The 18,067-nt window shown below is 39.2% G+C and carries 20 protein-coding genes and 2 other annotated features; all 20 genes read right to left on the bottom strand.

What is annotated here, in order from left to right:
* Positions 1–12 precede the first annotated feature (12 nt).
* Positions 13–156: a sequence feature (ribosomal protein L10 leader region), on the bottom strand.
* A 42-nt stretch (positions 157–198) separates the two neighbouring features.
* The 20 genes from rplA to ACIQYS_RS07280 all read right to left on the bottom strand — a co-directional run bounded on the left by rplA (position 199) and on the right by ACIQYS_RS07280 (position 17,475).
* A complete protein-coding gene (gene rplA, locus ACIQYS_RS07375) occupies positions 199–891 on the bottom strand; it encodes a 50S ribosomal protein L1 (protein WP_402976913.1) in 693 nt (230 codons plus the stop codon).
* Positions 892–1,024: 133 nt separating this feature from the next.
* Positions 1,025–1,450, bottom strand: coding sequence for a 50S ribosomal protein L11 (gene rplK / locus ACIQYS_RS07370; RefSeq protein ID WP_282241552.1), 426 nt, complete (start codon positions 1,448–1,450; stop codon positions 1,025–1,027).
* A 171-nt stretch (positions 1,451–1,621) separates the two neighbouring features.
* A complete protein-coding gene (gene nusG / locus ACIQYS_RS07365; protein ID WP_402976909.1) occupies positions 1,622–2,155 on the bottom strand; it encodes a transcription termination/antitermination protein NusG in 534 nt (177 codons plus the stop codon).
* 105 nt (positions 2,156–2,260) lie between these two features.
* Positions 2,261–2,446 (bottom strand): preprotein translocase subunit SecE, encoded by a 186-nt coding sequence (gene secE, locus ACIQYS_RS07360; RefSeq protein ID WP_402976906.1) that lies wholly within the window; start codon positions 2,444–2,446, stop codon positions 2,261–2,263.
* A 43-nt stretch (positions 2,447–2,489) separates the two neighbouring features.
* Positions 2,490–2,639, bottom strand: a complete 150-nt coding sequence (gene rpmG / locus ACIQYS_RS07355) for a 50S ribosomal protein L33 (RefSeq protein ID WP_402976903.1) — start codon at positions 2,637–2,639, stop codon at positions 2,490–2,492.
* Between the two features lie 76 nt (positions 2,640–2,715).
* The gene (sigH, locus tag ACIQYS_RS07350; protein ID WP_402976900.1) at positions 2,716–3,360 is read right to left on the bottom strand and encodes an RNA polymerase sporulation sigma factor SigH; all 645 of its coding nucleotides are present in this window, start codon (positions 3,358–3,360) and stop codon (positions 2,716–2,718) included.
* Between the two features lie 71 nt (positions 3,361–3,431).
* On the bottom strand, positions 3,432–3,941 hold the full coding sequence (locus ACIQYS_RS07345; protein WP_402976897.1) for an NYN domain-containing protein: 510 nt from the start codon (positions 3,939–3,941) through the stop codon (positions 3,432–3,434).
* Between the two features lie 5 nt (positions 3,942–3,946).
* On the bottom strand, positions 3,947–4,708 hold the full coding sequence (gene rlmB / locus ACIQYS_RS07340) for a 23S rRNA (guanosine(2251)-2'-O)-methyltransferase RlmB (RefSeq protein WP_402976894.1): 762 nt from the start codon (positions 4,706–4,708) through the stop codon (positions 3,947–3,949).
* The gene (locus tag ACIQYS_RS07335; protein ID WP_402976891.1) at positions 4,709–5,128 is read right to left on the bottom strand and encodes a Mini-ribonuclease 3; all 420 of its coding nucleotides are present in this window, start codon (positions 5,126–5,128) and stop codon (positions 4,709–4,711) included.
* Positions 5,129–5,132: 4 nt separating this feature from the next.
* Positions 5,133–6,533 carry a cysteine--tRNA ligase gene (gene cysS / locus ACIQYS_RS07330; protein WP_402976888.1) on the bottom strand — a complete coding sequence of 467 codons (1,401 nt, stop codon included), beginning with the start codon at positions 6,531–6,533 and terminating at the stop codon, positions 5,133–5,135.
* On the bottom strand, positions 6,530–7,186 hold the full coding sequence (cysE, locus tag ACIQYS_RS07325; protein WP_402976886.1) for a serine O-acetyltransferase: 657 nt from the start codon (positions 7,184–7,186) through the stop codon (positions 6,530–6,532). Before cysE ends, cysS begins: the two co-directional genes overlap by 4 nt.
* A 56-nt stretch (positions 7,187–7,242) precedes the next feature.
* Positions 7,243–7,464: a binding site (T-box leader), on the bottom strand.
* 59 nt (positions 7,465–7,523) lie between these two features.
* A complete protein-coding gene (gltX, locus tag ACIQYS_RS07320; RefSeq protein WP_402976883.1) occupies positions 7,524–8,987 on the bottom strand; it encodes a glutamate--tRNA ligase in 1,464 nt (487 codons plus the stop codon).
* Positions 8,988–9,056: 69 nt separating this feature from the next.
* On the bottom strand, positions 9,057–9,536 hold the full coding sequence (gene ispF, locus ACIQYS_RS07315; protein WP_402976880.1) for a 2-C-methyl-D-erythritol 2,4-cyclodiphosphate synthase: 480 nt from the start codon (positions 9,534–9,536) through the stop codon (positions 9,057–9,059).
* A 1-nt stretch (position 9,537) separates the two neighbouring features.
* Positions 9,538–10,230 (bottom strand): 2-C-methyl-D-erythritol 4-phosphate cytidylyltransferase, encoded by a 693-nt coding sequence (gene ispD / locus ACIQYS_RS07310; RefSeq protein ID WP_402976877.1) that lies wholly within the window; start codon positions 10,228–10,230, stop codon positions 9,538–9,540.
* 72 nt (positions 10,231–10,302) lie between these two features.
* The gene (locus tag ACIQYS_RS07305) at positions 10,303–11,394 is read right to left on the bottom strand and encodes a PIN/TRAM domain-containing protein (protein WP_402976874.1); all 1,092 of its coding nucleotides are present in this window, start codon (positions 11,392–11,394) and stop codon (positions 10,303–10,305) included.
* Between the two features lie 89 nt (positions 11,395–11,483).
* A complete protein-coding gene (gene radA, locus ACIQYS_RS07300; protein WP_402976871.1) occupies positions 11,484–12,854 on the bottom strand; it encodes a DNA repair protein RadA in 1,371 nt (456 codons plus the stop codon).
* A 56-nt stretch (positions 12,855–12,910) separates the two neighbouring features.
* On the bottom strand, positions 12,911–15,361 hold the full coding sequence (locus tag ACIQYS_RS07295; RefSeq protein ID WP_402976868.1) for an ATP-dependent Clp protease ATP-binding subunit: 2,451 nt from the start codon (positions 15,359–15,361) through the stop codon (positions 12,911–12,913).
* Positions 15,351–16,451: a protein-arginine kinase McsB gene (mcsB, locus tag ACIQYS_RS07290; RefSeq protein WP_402976865.1), complete on the bottom strand. Its 1,101-nt coding sequence runs from the start codon at positions 16,449–16,451 to the stop codon at positions 15,351–15,353. The genes ACIQYS_RS07295 and mcsB overlap by 11 nt, the downstream gene beginning before the upstream one ends.
* Entirely contained in the window at positions 16,441–16,986 is a 546-nt protein-coding gene (locus ACIQYS_RS07285; RefSeq protein WP_402976862.1) for a UvrB/UvrC motif-containing protein, read from the bottom strand. Before ACIQYS_RS07285 ends, mcsB begins: the two co-directional genes overlap by 11 nt.
* A gap of 21 nt (positions 16,987–17,007) precedes the next feature.
* A complete protein-coding gene (locus ACIQYS_RS07280; protein WP_402976860.1) occupies positions 17,008–17,475 on the bottom strand; it encodes a CtsR family transcriptional regulator in 468 nt (155 codons plus the stop codon).
* Positions 17,476–18,067 lie beyond the last annotated feature (592 nt).

Genomic DNA, 18,067 nt, shown 5'->3' with positions numbered 1-18,067 from the left:
TTGGCCATTTATACCGACAAAAGAAAAGCCTCTGATCTACGGATAGACACAGAGGCAGAAAGTCATCATCTAATAAGAATCTGAATTTGCTTGTCCTCGGTAGGATATTAAGTGACAAGTCACTCCTACTGTCTTCGGTACAAATGTATATTTCACAACAAAAGCCATCTTAACAGATAAACTTTACGTTGTCAATTATTATTTAATCGATTGAGCGTCAACTTTTACAGCTGGCCCCATAGTAGTTGTAACATTTACAGACTTCATGTAAACACCTTTTGAAGCAGCTGGTTTAGCTTTTTGAATCACTTCAAATACAGCCATGAAGTTTTCTACTAATTTATCGTCTTCGAAAGAAACTTTACCGATTGGAGCATGGATGATTCCAGCTTTATCAGCGCGGTATTCAACTTTACCAGCTTTAATTTCTTCGATTGCTTTTGTTACGTCAAAAGTAACAGTACCTGTTTTTGGGTTTGGCATTAAACCTTTTGGCCCAAGAACACGACCGATTTTACCAACTTCACCCATCATATCAGGAGTAGCTACGATTACATCGAAGTCAAACCATCCTTGTTGGATTTTGTTGATATATTCTACATCGCCTACGTAGTCTGCACCAGCAGCTTCAGCTTCTTTAAGCTTTTCACCTTTAGCGAATACTAATACGCGTTGTGTTTTACCAGTACCGTTTGGAAGTACAACTGCCCCACGGATTTGTTGATCGTTTTTACGAGTGTCGATTCCTAAACGGAAAGCAACCTCTACTGTTGCGTCGAAATTAACTGTGCTTGTTTTTTTCGCAAGCTCGATAGCTTCTTTAGCTGAGTACAATGTGCTGTTATCAACTAATTTAGCTGCTTCTTGTAACTTTTTACCTTTGTTAGCCATTTTAAAACGTCCTCCTTGATAGTGGTTTTAGCGGAATAAACCTCCCACGTGTAAAGGTTGCAGTTATCCTAATTAATGAACAACTACAACCTTTCAAAAAACAAATGCGTCATATCAAAATGCACATTAAGTATTAGTCTTCGATCGTAATACCCATGCTACGTGCAGTACCTTCAACCATCAACATAGCTGCTTCAACAGATGCTGCATTTAAATCTGGCATTTTTTGTTCTGCGATTTCGCGAACTTTTTCACGTTTAACTTTTGCCACTTTTACGCGGTTCGGTTCACCTGATCCAGATTGAATACCTGCTGCTACTTTAAGTAACACTGCTGCCGGCGGAGTTTTTGTAATGAAAGTAAATGAACGGTCTTCAAATACAGAAATTTCAACCGGAATGATTAGACCTGCTTGATCTGCAGTACGTGCGTTGAACTCCTTACAGAATCCCATGATGTTAACACCCGCTTGTCCTAATGCAGGACCAACCGGTGGTGCTGGGTTTGCTTTACCAGCAGGAATTTGTAATTTAACAACTTTAATCACTTTTTTAGCCACGAGACACACCTCCTTAAGTCCGTGATGTGGTAATTGGGTTGCCCCTCCCACTCAAATATCTGTCTCTCAGCTCTGCGCTGATAACATTAGAAAATTTATGCAGACGTATTTTCAGTCTGACCTTTGAAATGATACCATTTTTTTGTTACTTCTGCAAGCATCTATACATAATTAAATTTTAATCACTTGATCAAAATCTAATTCCATATTCGTTTCTCGACCAAACATATCTACTGAAACGGTTACTTTTGCTTTTTCTGAATCGATCGTTTCTACTTTTCCTTGGAAGTGAGCAAACGGTCCTTCTAAAACTTCCACCAATTCTCCTACTGAGAAATCGACTTCTACTCTAAGATCGTCTGTAGCCATTTGTTTTAACATGGATTGCACTTCTTCCGGAGCTAAAGGAGTTGGTTTTGTCCCTCCACCTGAAGAGCCAAGGAAACCAGTCACTCCTGGTGTGTTTCGAACAACATACCAAGCATCATCTGTCATAATTAGTTCTACAAATACATATCCAGGGAAAGTTTTTCTTAAAACGACGCGCTTTTTCCCATCTTTAAAATCAATTTCTTCCTGCTCAGGGATAAACACTCGGAAAATTTTATCTGACATCCCCATCGTTTCTACACGTTTTTCTAAATTTGCTTTCACTTTATTTTCATACCCAGAGTAAGTATGAACAACGTACCAATTTTTCTCCATAGATTTTAGGACCTAGCGTCCTTTCCCTCCTTTTCTTTAGACAAATGAAAAAACCCGTTCGTTTCTAAGACGGGCTATTTTCAAAAAATATTTACATGCTACATCTTATAATTCTAGATACCAACGGAATAGTTCTGAAATCCCTAAATCTACTAAAGCAAAAAACACAGCCATTACTACAACCGTAGCAAGAACAATCACTGTATAACGTGTCAGTTCTTTACGTTTCGGCCAACTTACTTTTCTCATTTCAGACATTACATTTTTAAAAAATCCACCTACATTAGCCATTCTAGCTAAACCTCCACATGGAAAATCTATCTTACTTTCATACTTATAGCGTTTGTTTATGAAGTGTATGTGCGTTACAATGCGTACAGTATTTTTTTCGTTCTATACGTATAGATGTACTTTCTTTTGGCGCCGGAACTGTATAATTCCGATGACCACATTGCACACAGTTCAAGACAATTTTCTTTGTCATTTTATCACCTTTTTGGCGTATAATTCTTTTTCAAGATTATCATTTTACGGAAACGGTGTCAACTGAACAAAAGTGTTTATACATAATTATTGTCAATCTCCATATAGCGTTCTAGTTTTCTCTTTACACGTTGCAAGGCATTGTCAATTGACTTTACGTGCCGGTTTAACTCTTCGGAGATTTCTTGGTAAGACTGTCCATCCAAATATAGAGCAAGCACTTGTTGCTCTAGCTCACTTAAAATTTCAGCCATCTTCCCTTCCATGTAATTATAATCTTCTCGATTAATAATTAGCTCCTCCGGGTCATCCACGACCGAACCAGCAATCATATCCATTAGCGTTCGATCTGACTCTTCATCGTAAATAGGCTTGTCCAAAGAGATATAAGAGTTCAACGGTATATGCTTTTGACGAGTTGCGGTTTTAATCGCAGTAATAATTTGTCTAGTAATACATAACTCGGCAAACGCACGAAAAGAAGATAACTTCTCCTCTTTGAAATCTCGTATTGCTTTATATAATCCTATCATTCCTTCTTGGATAATATCTTCTTTATCGGCACCTATTAAAAAATATGATCTTCCTTTCATTCGAACGAACGAACGATACTTGGTTATTAAAAAATCTAGCGCTTCAGTGCTCCCTTGATGAACTAGCTCTACAAGTTCCTCATCTAGTAAACTATCCAATTGTTGTAGCTTCTGTTCTGTCTTATCCAATGAAGTCACCTCAGCCAAATTACTAATAGTTACCATAAGTATACAGGAAGAAATTTTACAGCGTCAATGAATCATTTCATTCCTCTTCGCCATTTTTCGAAAATTTCTGCAACTTCTTCTGTTAGTGTAATTGTAGAAGTAGGTTTATTGTCTTGTATATGCTTCATTTTTTTCGTGATATTCGAGGAAATAGCCATCATTTCAATCTCAAATTCCCTTGCCGACTTTCTTAGCGCTCCTTGCCCAAATATCACTCTCTGCTCTGTCATATCAGAAGTTGCTACATAAATTTGTACCCTTCTGCCACTAAGTTCTAAAGTAAGTTTTTCAATACGTTCATCTGCCGTTTCATTTTTTCGCGTATAAATGATTTCCACATCATATTCTTTCTTTTTATGCTCAATACCTGGCACTAGATGGGCATCAAAAACAACAATCACTCGAATACCTGTAAATGCTTTATATTCTGCCATTAGCTCGATTAATCGGTCTCTAGCGTCTAGTAATTTATCATTTTTTAACTTTCTTAACTCGCTCCATGCGCCGATGATGTTATATCCATCGACAAGTAGAATTTGCATTATTTTTATCCTTTAAGCGGATTTCTGACGCGTAATACTTCGTATAACAGTATTGACGCAGCTACTGACGCATTCAAACTAGTTACATGACCGACCATTGGCAAATGATAAAGAAAATCACATTTTTCTTTCAACAAACGACTCATCCCTTTTCCTTCGCTTCCAATGATTAGTGCAAGTGGGAGCGTTGCATCCATATTACGATAATCCGTTGATTTTTGAGCATCTGTTCCAGCAATCCACACACCGCGTTCTTTTAACTCATCTACGGTTTGTGACAAATTGCCTGCGCGGTATACCGGGATATGTTCAATCGCACCAGTAGAAGCTTTTGCAACAACAGCTGTCAGGCCAACTGCACGTCTTTTCGGAATGATAATACCATGTGCTCCTACCGCATCTGCCGTTCGCATAATCGAACCAAGATTATGCGGATCCTCGATTTCATCTAAAATGATAAAAAGTGGATCCTCTTGCTTACTTGCCGCTAAAGTAAACAAATCGTCTAATTCCGCATATCGATAGGCTGCAACAGATGCGACAATTCCTTGATGATTCGCATCAGTCAAACCATCCAATTTCTTTTTCGGTACAAATTGAACGATGATTCCAGCTTCTTTTGCTAATTGCATGATTTCAGAAACTCCACTTTTTTGGATTCCTTCTGCAAGCCATACCTTATTCATATCTCTACCTGAGCGCAATGCTTCCACTACAGGATTTTTCCCTGCAATAATTTCACCCGTTTGCTCTGTTTGTTCTGCCATTTACTTTGTCTCCCCTTTCTGTGCATCTATAAAATCGATTGCAAATTGTAGTACTTCCTGTAGTCGTTCTTCTTGTTTACTTAAGTATAGACTTCCTACAACTGCTTCAAACGCAGTACTATAATGATATGTTTGGACATCTGTATTTTTTGGAACTGTACCTGATTTCGCATTTCGACCTCTTCGAAGCACCGCTTCCTCTTCTTCTGTCAGAAACTCGGTATTCAACATTTCTCGAACGATTGTTGCTTGTGCTTTTGCAGACACATACTTCGTTGCTTCTTTATGCAAAGTATTAGGTTTCACGCGTCCAGAATAGATGAGATGCTGTCGAACCACTTGTTCGAATACAGCATCTCCCATATACGCTAAAGCCAAAGCATTTAGTTGTTTTACATCAGATTGCTTAAAATTTCCCACAAGTTTATCCCCGTTTCCATCGGATACCTTGCGCAGTATCTTCCAAAATAATATTCATTTCTTTCAATTGATCTCTTATTTCGTCAGCACGAGCGAAATTTCGATCTTTTCTCGCTTGGTTCCGCTCTTCGATTAACGCGTCAATTTCTTCATCCAATACTTCGGTTTCTTGTTGAAGCGTTATACCCAATACGGCCATTAACTTATCAAATACTGTTATGAACTGTTTTAACACTTGTTCAGCGGTTTGTTTTTCTAGCAAATAAGTATTCGCAAGCTTCGACAATTCAAAAATTGCCGCAATGCCATTGGCTGTATTGAAATCATCGTCCATCGCTATTTCGAATTGTGTTTGGACTTCCGCGATTTTATGCAACCAAATATCGTGATGATCACCCAAATCTGCTGTGGCATTCAGACGATGTATTACATTTGCATATGCGGTACGAATACGATCAAGACCTGCTTCTGCTTGCTCTACTAGTTCGACTGAATAGTTGATCGGATGGCGGTAATGTACACTTAGCATAAATAGACGTAATACTTGCGGGTCAATTTGCTGACGAATATCATTTACAAGCACAAAGTTACCGAGTGATTTAGACATTTTTTCGTTATCAATATTAATATACCCATTATGCATCCAATATCGTGCAAATGTTTTACCTGTTCTAGCTTCTGACTGAGCAATTTCGTTTTCATGGTGAGGAAAAGTTAAATCTTGCCCCCCGGCATGAATGTCAATTGTATCTCCAAGTATTTCACGTGCCATCACAGAGCATTCAATATGCCAACCAGGACGCCCTTGACCCCATGGACTTTCCCAGAATATCTCTCCTGGTTTCGCCGCTTTCCATAGAGCGAAATCTAAAGCATCTTCCTTCTTTTCTCCAGTTTCGATACGTGCTCCAACTTTTAAATCATCCACCGATTGATGGGAGAGTTTACCGTAGCCATCAAACTTTCTCGTACGGTAATACACATCGCCTTGTGATTCGTATGCATATCCTTTTTCTACTAACACTTGAATAAAATCTATAATTTCGTTCATATGATCCGTTACACGAGGATGTGCATCTGCTCTACTGCAACCAAGTGCTTCCACATCAGCAAAATAGGCTTTTATAAAACGATCGGTTAACTCTGATACATCTTCTCCTAGCTCATTTGCAGCTTTAATAATTTTGTCATCTACATCTGTAAAGTTCGATACAAACGTCACATCGTATCCTCGGTATTGCAAATACTTTCTTACTGTATCGTAAACAATAACAGGACGCGCATTTCCAATATGAATGTAGTTGTAGACAGTTGGACCACAAACGTACATTTTTACCTTTCCTTCTTCCATCGGCACAAATGGTTCTTTTTCACGCTTTAATGTGTTGAAAATTTGTATAGTCATAATAAGTGTTTCTCCCTTTCATTTGCTAGTTGTCTAATTTCTTCTTGAAGTGCTGCAATTTCTTCTTCCATCTTTTTGCAACGGTCAGCAAATGGATCCGGCAAGTCTTGATGATCTAAGTTTCGTTTCACTTTTACTCCGTCTTGGATAACGACAACTCCCGGTATACCAACAACTGTAGAGTTCATCGGTACATCTTTCAGTACAACCGAACCTGCACCCACTTTACTATTTTCCCCAATTGTAATGGATCCTAATACTTTCGCTCCTGTTGCAATGAGTACATTATCCGCAAGAGTTGGATGTCTCTTCCCTTTTTCTTTTCCTGTCCCACCTAGTGTAACACCTTGATAAATCGTACAGTCATTCCCAATTTCACAAGTCTCCCCAATTACAACACCTGAACCGTGGTCTATAAAAAAACGTCTACCAATTGTGGCTCCAGGATGAATCTCAATACCAGTGAAGAATCGGCTTATTTGAGAGATTGCTCGAGCAAGGAAGAAAAAGTGCTTTTTATATAAAGCATGCGCGATTCGATGACTCCAAATGGCATGTAAACCGGCGTATGTTAATATTACTTCTAATTTGCTAGTCGCTGCGGGATCTTGTTCAAAAACGACGGCTATGTCTTCTTTCATACGTTCAAACATATTAGTTCCTCCCTCTTTTTATTGGCAAATAAAAAACGCCTCTGTCTATACATATAGACAGAGACGCAAATAAGCGCGGTTCCACTCTGATTGGAAAAATACATATTTCTTTCCCACTCGACATCTTTAACGCAGATGATACGTCCAGCCTACTACACATGTTCAGCATGGCGCTCTGAGGTGCATTTCGGTAACTCACTCGTTCAGACCATTTTCAGCCGGTGATGGTCCTCTCTAAAGAACATGCGTTACTTACTTCTCCTCTTCTTCGCTTTCTATTTTTTCCGTTCTCGCATTTGTACCCTCATTTTCACACCTTAGAAGCGGAAAGTCAATCTTATTGTTTTGCGTATTTAGCAACTCGTTCGATTACTTTTTCTTTACCGATTAAGCTAATAGCATCTGCTAACTCAGGGCCATGTGTTTGACCAGTCGTTACGACACGAATTGGCATAAATAAATTTTTTCCTTTATGTCCAGTTTCTTTTTGTACAGCTTTAATCGCAGCTTTAATCTCTGTTGCCTCAAAAGTTTCTAAGTTCTCTAATTGCACTTTAAATGCAGCCATTACTTCTGGGACTTGCTCTCCCTCTAACACTTCGGTCGCTTCTTCATTATATGCAAGTTCATCGTTAAAGAATAAAGATGATAATTCTACGATTTCTGCTCCATAACTCATTTGGTCATGGTAAAGTGCGATTAAGTTAGTTGCCCACACACGTTGTTCTTCTGATAATTCAACCGGAAGAAGCTCCGCCTTTTGTAAGTGTGGTAGTGCAAGTTCAATTACCTTTTCTAATGGCAACTGCTTGATGTATTGATTGTTCATCCATGTTAGTTTTTGTTTATCGAACATAGATGGAGATTTAGATAGGCGGTTTACATCAAATATTTTAATAAACTCTTCTTTAGAGAAGATTTCTTCTTCCCCTTCAGGAGACCAGCCTAATAATGCAAAGAAGTTAAACATTGCTTCTGGCAAGTAACCAAGTTCTTTATATTGGGTAACAAATTGAATAATTGATTCGTCACGTTTTGACAGTTTTTTACGATTTTCATTAATGATTAATGTCATATGACCGTACTTTGGATATTCCCATCCAAATGCATCGAATACCATCAATTGTTTTGGTGTATTAGATAGATGCTCTTCCCCTCGGAATACATGGGAAATTTTCATAAAATGATCGTCTAATACCACAGCATAGTTATACGTTGGTATCCCATTTGCTTTAACAAGAACCCAATCACCAACATCCTTCGACTCAAAAGTCACCGATCCGCGCACTAAATCCTCAAATGTATACGTCACATTTTCCGGAACAAGCATACGAATTGTGTGTGGAAGTCCATCCGCTTCTTTTGCTTGTACTTCTTCTGCTGATAAGTGACGGCATTTGCCATTATACATAGGAGCGGCTACTCCATTTGCTTTTTGCACTTCACGGTCAGCCTCTAATTCTTCTGATGTACAGAAGCATTTATAGGCATGTCCTTTTTCTAGCATTTCTTTTGCATGCGAAGTATAAACGTCTAGACGCTCCATTTGGCGATATGGTGCATAAGGTCCTCCAATATCAACAGACTCATCGTAATCAATACCTAACCACTTTAAATTTTCAAGCTGTGATAATTCGCCACCTTCAATATTACGTTCAATATCGGTATCTTCAATACGCACGATAAACTTCCCGTTATGATGACGTGCATATAAATAGTTGAATAATGCTGTACGTGCTCCTCCAATATGCAAATGCCCTGTTGGACTTGGTGCGTAGCGTACCCGAACTTCTTGTGTCATTGTATATCCTCCTAGTTTTCGTACATATAAACTTATATTATTTTACCACCGCTTACCTGTTTTTGAAAGTTAGTCTTTCTTTACAAGTAATATAGTTGCCATCGAAGCTATGCCTTCTTCACGACCTGTAAAACCTAATTTTTCTGTCGTTGTTGCTTTTACATTCACCTGACTTACATCTGCCTGAAGTAGTTCTGCAACTCGTGCACGAATCGTTTCAATATGTGGAGCCATTTTTGGTTTTTGTGCAATGATCGTACAATCGATATTCCCTAATTTATATCCTCTTTCATCCACAAGCTTCCAAATGTATTCCAGTAGTTTTGCGGAATCAGCATCTTTAAAATCAGGATCCGTGTCTGGGAAATGTCTTCCGATATCCCCTTCTCCGATTGCTCCAAGTGCTGCGTCAGTAACTGTGTGAAGTAGTACGTCTGCATCAGAATGCCCGATAAGCCCTCTTTCGTAAGGAATTGTTACCCCCCCTATTATTAACGGACGGTCATCCGCAAACTCATGTACATCAAATCCTTGACCAATTCGCATCATTCTATTGCTCCTCCTGCTCTCGTTTAGTTAATATTACTTCTCCCAAGAGAAGATCTTCTTGTGTTGTCATTTTCACATTATCGTATGTACTTTCCACAATATGAACATGCCCACCTAGTCGTTCCACTAGCATTGCTTCGTCTGTACCTAAAAATCCTTCTTTTTCTGCTAGTCTTTCCGCTTTTTCCAGTACATCATACTTGAACGCTTGCGGGGTTTGAATAATCCATAGGCTTTCACGATCTACTGTTTCTTGGATTATACCATTTTCTACTTTTTTCATCGTGTCCTTTGCACGAACTGCTGCTACCGCTGCCCCAAATTGTTCTGCAGCTTGTACTAACCGGTGGATAACCGTTCGTCTAATGAATGGTCTTGCTGCATCGTGCACAAGTAAAATGCCATTCAAAGGAGAAACTTTCAGGCAAGCATATACACTATGTTGACGTTCTGTTCCTCCCTCGGTAATTGCAGCAACCTTACTAATACGATGTTCCGCTATTAACTTTTCAATAAAAGCTTGTTCTTCTTTTTTCACTGCCAATACAATTTGATGGCACTTCGGATCTTGTTCAAAAGCGCGTAATGTATGTATTAAGATAGGAATCTTTCTTAGTTCTAGAAAAAGTTTATTTTGGCCTGCTCCCATTCGTTTTCCACTTCCAGCAGCAGGTAATAATACCGTATATACCATTAGCGTACCCTCCCTACACTACATAGAAAAAGGGCGTTTTCCTACTAAAAAATAGGAAACAACCCCTCTCCCTTATTTTGATTCTTGTGGTTTCGCGAAAATCATGCGACCTGCGGAAGTTTGCAAAACACTTGTCACTTCCACATTTAACGCCTGACCGATATATGCTTTCCCACCTTCTACAACAATCATCGTACCATCATCTAGATAAGCAACGCCTTGATTATGTTCTTTTCCATCTTTAATGACCACTACATGCATTATTTCCCCAGGAATAACGACAGGTTTAACTGCATTCGCTAAGTCATTAATATTAAGAACCCGGACCTGATGTAAATCGCATACTTTATTCAAATTAAAATCATTAGTGACAACAATCCCATTCATCTTTTTCGCTAGACGAACCAGTTTTAAATCTACTTCTTGTATATCCTCAAAGTCTTCTTCCACTATTAATACTGCAGAAGCACGCTCGGTTTGTAACTTTTTCAACACATCTAAACCACGGCGACCTCTCGTTCTTTTAAGTGTGTCAGAAGAATCCGCGATATGTTGCAGCTCCGTTAAGACGAACTGAGGAACAACCAATACTCCTTCGATAAATCCTGTTTCCGAAATGTCCGTAATACGACCATCAATAATAACACTTGTATCCAACAGCTTATACGTACCCAAACTTAAATCTTGTGTCATCTCTTCATCCGCTAATTTCTTTTTGCTAGTTTGCTGCTTGGTCGAAGTAAAGACATGAAGTAACTCATCTCGTTTTTTAAACCCAACCTGAAACCCTAAATATCCAAGAACAATGGATAATAATACAGGTACGACAGAGTCAATGCCTGGAATGGCAATATTATTAATTGCCGATCCAAGTAAAAATGCAACAATTAATCCAATAACTAACCCGAGTGTACCAAAAAGTAAATCTCCAATCGGCGCCCTCAACAGACGTTCTTCCATCCACTTAATAAAGTTTATTAAGTAATCCGTTAAAAACAAGGCTACAACATAAAGTAAAACTGCTCCAATTAGAACAGATACGTAAGGATTGTGGATCCAAGGGTTATCAGATAAATTAATGAATTCGTATAAATGCGGTAATAATAATAACCCCAATGTACCACCGATCAAAACAAATGCTATTTGTATAATCCATTTCAACAAAATGCCACCTCCATTGATTATTAATTATACTGCTTGTAGTCTTCATACGTCTATTAAGACTACAAGCAGTATACCTTTTATGCTTTCCCTTAAGAAAAAGCTTCTTTCATTACTTCGTTTACAGATTCTACACCAATAACTTGAATTCCTTTTGGGTAATCCCATCCACCTATATTAGATGCTGGAACTATCGCTCGTTTGAACCCTAACTTTGCTGCTTCCTGTACTCGTTGTTCTATTCTAGAGACTCTTCGTACTTCCCCTGTTAGCCCAACTTCTCCTATAAAACAATCGGTAGGAGTTACTCCTGTATCGCGAAAACTGGATACGATACTTACTAGGACGGCTAAATCGATCGCAGGTTCATCTAACTTCACTCCACCCGCAACTTTTATATATGCATCTTGTGTTTGAAGTAATAATCCCATACGTTTTTCTAGTACAGCCATGAGTAATGACACCCGGTTTTGATCGATTCCCGTTGCCATTCGTTTCGGATAGTTAAAACTGGATTGGGTCACAAGCGCTTGGATTTCAACCAAGATTGGTCTTGTCCCTTCCATAGAAGCAACAATTGCCGATCCCGCCGCGCCATGTGAACGTTCTTGTAAAAATAACTCAGATGGATTTAACACTTCTTTTAATCCTTGCTGCACCATTTCAAATATCGCAATTTCATTTGTCGAACCGAATCGATTTTTTTGAGATCTTAAAATTCGATACGTATGATGTCGTTCTCCTTCAAAATATAAAACGGTATCTACCATATGTTCTAGAATACGAGGACCCGCGATTTGCCCTTCTTTTGTTACATGCCCTACTAAAAAGACAGCGACATTTTTCGTCTTGGCAATCCGCATTAGTTCCGCTGTACATTCCCGCACTTGGGACACACTACCTGGAGCACTTGTTACTTCGGGATGATGTACTGTTTGAATAGAATCCACGATAACAAATTTCGGTTCGACGCTATCAATTGTTTCATTAATCAGTTCTAAGTTTGTTTCCGAATAAATATACAGTTCCGCTGAAGTAACCCCTAAACGTTCTGCACGAAGCTTTGTTTGGCGGATAGATTCTTCACCAGAAATATACAATACACGCTCTCCTTTATTCGCAAGTAATGCGGAAACTTGCAAAAGAAGCGTCGACTTTCCAATACCCGGATCTCCTCCTATTAACACAAGCGAACCCGGTACTATTCCTCCGCCAAGCACACGATTTAACTCACCAAAGTCTGTTCCCACTCGCGGTTCTTCTACTGTTTCCACTGCAATAATAGGGGTTGCTTTTTGTGTTACACCTGTAGAATGCTGAAACGTACGCTTTGGACCTTTTGAGACAATTTCTATTTCTTCTACCATCGTGTTCCATTCACCGCATCCTGGACATCTTCCCATCCATTTAGCTGCCTCGTATCCGCAAGCATTACACATAAATTTCGTCTTTTTCTTGGCCATGGTGCCTCCTATGTAAAAAGGGCATTCCGTCCATCAGGTTCGGAATGCCCGCAATATTAGTTTTTTGCTGCTACTGCTGCTTTTGTACGCACAACAAATTCATCATTTTCCACATCAAATACGACATGTTGACCCGCTAATACTTCGCCTTTTAATAACTCCTCAGAAAGTCGATCTTCTACATGCTTTTGTAGTGCTCTACGCAACGGACGTGCACCATATGTTGGATCGTATCCCTCAGTTGTTATTTTCTCTTGAGCTGCTTCCGTAAGCTCTAGATCAATACCTTGTTCTTTCAAACGTTTCGCTAATTGTTCTGTCATAAGTGAAACAATTTGCTTTAAATGTTCTCTTTCAAGTGAGTGGAACACGATCATTTCATCGATACGGTTTAAAAATTCAGGTCGGAATGCTTTTTTCAATTCTTCCAGCATTTTACCCTTCATATCTTTATAATCCGTTTTTCCACCTTCTTGTAGGTTAAATCCAACATGTTTATTGTATTTAAGTGCATCTGCCCCTACGTTAGACGTCATAATGACCACCGTATTACGGAAGTCAACCGTACGTCCTTTCGAATCTGTTAGTCGACCATCTTCTAAAACTTGAAGAAGAATATTAAACACATCTGGATGTGCTTTCTCTATTTCATCTAACAAAATAACGGAATAAGGTTTACGACGTACTTTTTCCGTTAACTGCCCACCGTCATCAAATCCAACGTAACCTGGAGGAGAACCTACAAGACGTGAAGTTGAATGTTTTTCCATATACTCAGACATATCTACGCGAATCATAGCATCTTCATCACCAAACATGACTTCTGCAAGCGCACGAGCAAGTTCTGTTTTACCGACACCAGTAGGTCCAAGGAAAATAAAGGAACCGATTGGACGTTTAGGATCTTTTAATCCAGCACGAGCACGGCGAATTGCTCTGGAAATTGCATCGACTGCTTCTGACTGACCAATTACGCGTTCATGCAACTTTTCTTCTAGTTTTAATAACTTTTCAGATTCTGTTTGTGCAAGTTTAGATACTGGTACTCCCGTCCACATGGATACAACCGCTGCGATATCTTCCACCGTTACTTCTGACTCTTCTTTTCCTTGTTTTTCTTTCCAGTCATTTTTCATTTTTTCGAGCTCGTCTTTAAGCTTTTGTTCTTTGTCACGGAAAGATGCAGCTTTTTCAAATTCTTGACTTTGAACCGCAGCATTTTTCTCCGAACGAATCGCTTCCAACTTTGCTTCTAATTCTTTTAAATTAGGAGGTGTTGTGTAAGAACGCAGCCTTACTTTTGAGCCTGCCTCATCGATTAAATCGATTGCTTTATCTGGTAAAAAACGATCTGATATATATCGGTCTGACATTTTCACTGCCGCTTCTACAGCTTCGTCGGTAATTTTTACGCGATGATGCGCCTCATAACGATCGCGTAAGCCATATATAATTTGAATTGCTTCAGCAACTGATGGTTCATCTACTTGAATCGGTTGAAAACGACGTTCTAATGCTGCATCTTTTTCAATATATTTTCGATATTCATCTAATGTTGTCGCACCAATACATTGAATTTCTCCGCGTGCAAGTGCTGGTTTTAAAATATTCGAAGCATCAATTGCACCTTCCGCTCCACCTGCACCGATTAACGTATGAAGCTCATCGATGAATAGAATAACATTTCCCGCTTGGCGAATTTCATCCATTACTTTTTTCAATCGGTCTTCAAATTCACCACGATATTTAGTACCAGCAACTACCGTTCCCATGTCAAGCGTCATTACTCGTTTGTCTCGCAATATTTCTGGCACTTCATTTTGAATAATTTGTTGCGCAAGACCTTCTGCAATCGCTGTTTTACCAACACCAGGTTCCCCTATTAATACAGGATTGTTTTTTGTCCGGCGCGCTAAGATCTCGATTACACGTGTAATTTCTTTACTACGTCCAACTACTGGATCTAATGTACCTTCTCTAGCGATTTGGGTTAAATCGCGTGCTAATCCATCGAGTGTGGGAGTACTAGCTGGAGCTGCACTATTATTAGCATTTCCATGAGATTGGTCATTACTACCTAGTAATTGAAGTACTTGTTGGCGAGCCTTATTTAGACTAACACCTGCATTATTTAAAACTCTTGCAGCTACACCTTCTCCTTCACGGATCAATGCTAGTAATAAATGCTCCGTACCTATATAGGAATGCCCCAGTTTACGAGACTCGTCTACAGAAAGCTCAATTACTTTTTTCGCACGTGGTGTATAGTTGACGATTGGTCCAACTTCTTCTGCTCCAGTTCCTACTAACTCTTCAATTCCGACTTCAATAACTTTTGTATCCACTTCAATCGCTTCTAATGCTTTTGCCGCAATACCACTACCTTCACGGATTAATCCGAGCAATATATGTTCTGTACCGATAGATTCGTGCTTTAAGCGTATCGCTTCTTCTTGCGCTAATTGTAAAACTTTTTGTGATCTTTGTGTGAATCGATTAAACATCATACGAGTTCTCTCCTTTTGTTTTCGTTTTTTCTCCCTTTTGCAACCGTTCTCTTAACAACTTCGCTCGAAACAAATCTCGCTCTGAAGTATTTAAAGTAGTTCCGGCATATTGTTGTAAAAACCCTGGTTGCATAAAGACCATACATTCATTCAATATAGTCACATCCACATCTTCAATGAGTCCCATGTCTATACCTAAACGCACATCGGACAGACATTTAGCTGCCTCTTCCGTTGTCATAATACGTGCGTATGACAATGTTCCTAATGAACGATATAACCGATCCTCTAGTGTGCTGGCTGAATGCTTTAAGAGTGCATTCCTTGCTTCTCTTTCTTTCTGAATAATTTGTTCCGTAATGCTTTGAAGATCGGCAATTATGTCTTCCTCTGATTTACCAAGCGTTGTTTGATTGGATACTTGGTACACATTCCCGAGCGCTTCACTACCTTCCCCGTAAATCCCTCTCACAACCATTCCTAACCTGGAAATGATTGTGACGATTCGGTTCATTTGTTTGGTTATCGTTAAAGCGGGTAAATGCATCATGACAGACGCGCGTAGCCCAGTCCCTGTATTAGTAGGACAGCTTGTTAAATAGCCGAATTGTTCATCAAATGCATAGGATAACTCTTTTTCTAAAACTCGATCAATTGCGTCGGCCTGCATATATGCTTCTTGAATTTGAAGCCCCGGAAATAAGCATTGAATACGAATATGATCTTCTTCATTGACCATTACGCTAACAGCCTCGTCATCGGATATTAGAGCGGAACCAGTCATCGGCGAATTTGCTAGTTTAGGACTTATTAAATGCTTTTCTACAAGCACTTGGCGACTCAATTCGGACAGGTCTTTTATTTGAATGGAAGAAAAGTTCCTCTGTAGATCCTCATTGGCATCTAATAGTGTGGCTGAAACAGATTGGTCAATTTTATGCGCTTCATCTTCTGTAAATGCAAGCGGAAATCGATATCCATTTAAGTTTCTTGCTAGTCGAATTCTTGTACTCATGACAATATCGGAATGCTCACCATCTCCTGCCATCCAACTGGAGATGGAATTATCTAAAAAACGTTCAATCGACATGCGTTTCTTCACCTCCAGCGGTAAGCTTATCTTCTAGTTCCCTTGCCTCATCTCTGAGCAGTGCTGCGTCTTCGAATTTTTCTGTTTCAATTGCTTCTTTCATCTGCAATCGTATTGCTTCAATGCGTTTTTTCAACGCTAATTTTTCACCGAATGCACCAGGCGCTTTTCCTACATGTGCCACGTTCCCGTTATGTAAACGTTTAAACACGGTAGGCAGCTGCCCACGAAAACTATTGTAACAAGAGGCACAACCAAATTTGCCTTCTTCTAAAAATTGTTGAATAGACCAACCGCACGCTTCGCATTCTAATGGAGGTTTTTTCTGTATTTGTTGCATTGGCTGCTGATCTGTATGATTGAACCAATTCGATAATAGTTGATGGAGAGATAATGGATCTTGTTTATATTCTACATAAAACGGGTGCAGACTATTTGCACAAACCTCACAATAATGTCTTTCAAAGTGTTCACCGTTATGCACTTGCGTAACCGTTACTTTTGCTGGTCGTTGCTTACAATTTTCACAAATCACCTTTCAACACCCCGTTAATTTTCACTTTTTTTCATATTTTAATGTCAGTAACATTGCGCACAGGATACGCGCTCGCAGGTCGTCTCTTGCCGGCAGTGGAATAGCAAGTGTCGTTCGATCAAGCGCAGCTAAAATGAGTTTTGCTTCTCGATTAGAAACAACTTCTTCATCGATTAATCTGAACACAATATCTTCAGTTACCGATTCAGATGCACCATTTTCTAGACTTTGTATTATATGCTCAATCAAATCAGCTTTCGTATGCGCACGAACGCGGAGGATTCGAATATATCCACCGCCACCGCGTTTACTTTCCACTAAGTATCCGCGATCTTGGGTGAATCGAGTATTAATCACATAATTTATCTGCGATGGGACACACTGAAATTTTTCAGCAATTTCACTTCTTTTTATTTCAATTTGCCCCCTACTCTCTTCTTCTATAATTGACTTCAAATACCCTTCAATAATGTCAGATATATTTTTCACCTTCTCACCTCTTCTCGCAAACTGACTTTGACTAACTTTGACTATATTATAACGAGAAAATTATGGATGTGCAATTGATACGATTCTTACTTCAGTGTTCCCGATTTTTCGAATAAAAAAACATGAATGGTCTTTAAAAGTATCTTGGTTTTTGACGCCTTGGAGAAGGTGCAGTATAGGGATACTGCGCAACAATTAGGTTTCCGCTAGGATTTCCGCTTCAGGGTGGACGCTTTCCGCGGGGTGAGCGATAAGCCATCACCGACGCTACGCGTACGTTGTGATGGCTTATCTGTCTCACTCATCCCGCAGGAGTCGCCACCCTATCGCGAAAATCAAAGGAGCTTGCTGACAAATTAGTTTCTATCTTTATAAACCAAAAGTTTTATTAAAATCGAAGAGGAAATTCAATAGTAAGTATCTCGTAAAAATTGATCCAGTAAATGGTTAAGAGCAACCAATTTAGGCACGGAAGCAATCATTTCTCAAAAAAATATTCATTATTTAGTAATACATAACATAGTGAAGCTCATGTTCACTGATTGATAAGCAATTTTTTTCATATAGTGATAGCTACCGCTTTTGCCTTCAT

The organism is Psychrobacillus sp. NPDC096426, from assembly GCF_044762745.1.
GTDB lineage: Bacteria > Bacillota > Bacilli > Bacillales_A > Planococcaceae > Psychrobacillus.
The sequence above is the reverse complement of the archived record's forward strand: the minus strand, read 5'-3'. Positions and strand labels throughout refer to the sequence as shown.

Bases quoted from the DNA above. Each gene is read 5' to 3' on its own strand.
- rplA (WP_402976913.1), bottom strand. From the start codon at position 891: ATGGCTAACAAAGGTAAAAAGTTACAAGAAGCAGCTAAATTAGTTGAT.
- nusG (WP_402976909.1), bottom strand. From the start codon at position 2,155: ATGGAGAAAAATTGGTACGTTGTTCATACTTACTCTGGGTATGAAAAT.
- secE (WP_402976906.1), bottom strand. From the start codon at position 2,446: ATGGCTAATGTAGGTGGATTTTTTAAAAATGTAATGTCTGAAATGAGA.
- rpmG (WP_402976903.1), bottom strand. From the start codon at position 2,639: ATGACAAAGAAAATTGTCTTGAACTGTGTGCAATGTGGTCATCGGAAT.
- ACIQYS_RS07345 (WP_402976897.1), bottom strand. From the start codon at position 3,941: ATGCAAATTCTACTTGTCGATGGATATAACATCATCGGCGCATGGAGC.
- rlmB (WP_402976894.1), bottom strand. From the start codon at position 4,708: ATGGCAGAACAAACAGAGCAAACGGGTGAAATTATTGCAGGGAAAAAT.
- cysS (WP_402976888.1), bottom strand. From the start codon at position 6,533: ATGACTATACAAATTTTCAACACATTAAAGCGTGAAAAAGAACCATTT.
- cysE (WP_402976886.1), bottom strand. From the start codon at position 7,186: ATGTTTGAACGTATGAAAGAAGACATAGCCGTCGTTTTTGAACAAGAT.
- gltX (WP_402976883.1), bottom strand. From the start codon at position 8,987: ATGACACAAGAAGTTCGGGTACGCTACGCACCAAGTCCAACAGGGCAT.
- ispF (WP_402976880.1), bottom strand. From the start codon at position 9,536: ATGATGCGAATTGGTCAAGGATTTGATGTACATGAGTTTGCGGATGAC.
- ispD (WP_402976877.1), bottom strand. From the start codon at position 10,230: ATGGTATATACGGTATTATTACCTGCTGCTGGAAGTGGAAAACGAATG.
- radA (WP_402976871.1), bottom strand. From the start codon at position 12,854: ATGGCCAAGAAAAAGACGAAATTTATGTGTAATGCTTGCGGATACGAG.
- ACIQYS_RS07295 (WP_402976868.1), bottom strand. From the start codon at position 15,361: ATGATGTTTAATCGATTCACACAAAGATCACAAAAAGTTTTACAATTA.
- mcsB (WP_402976865.1), bottom strand. From the start codon at position 16,451: ATGTCGATTGAACGTTTTTTAGATAATTCCATCTCCAGTTGGATGGCA.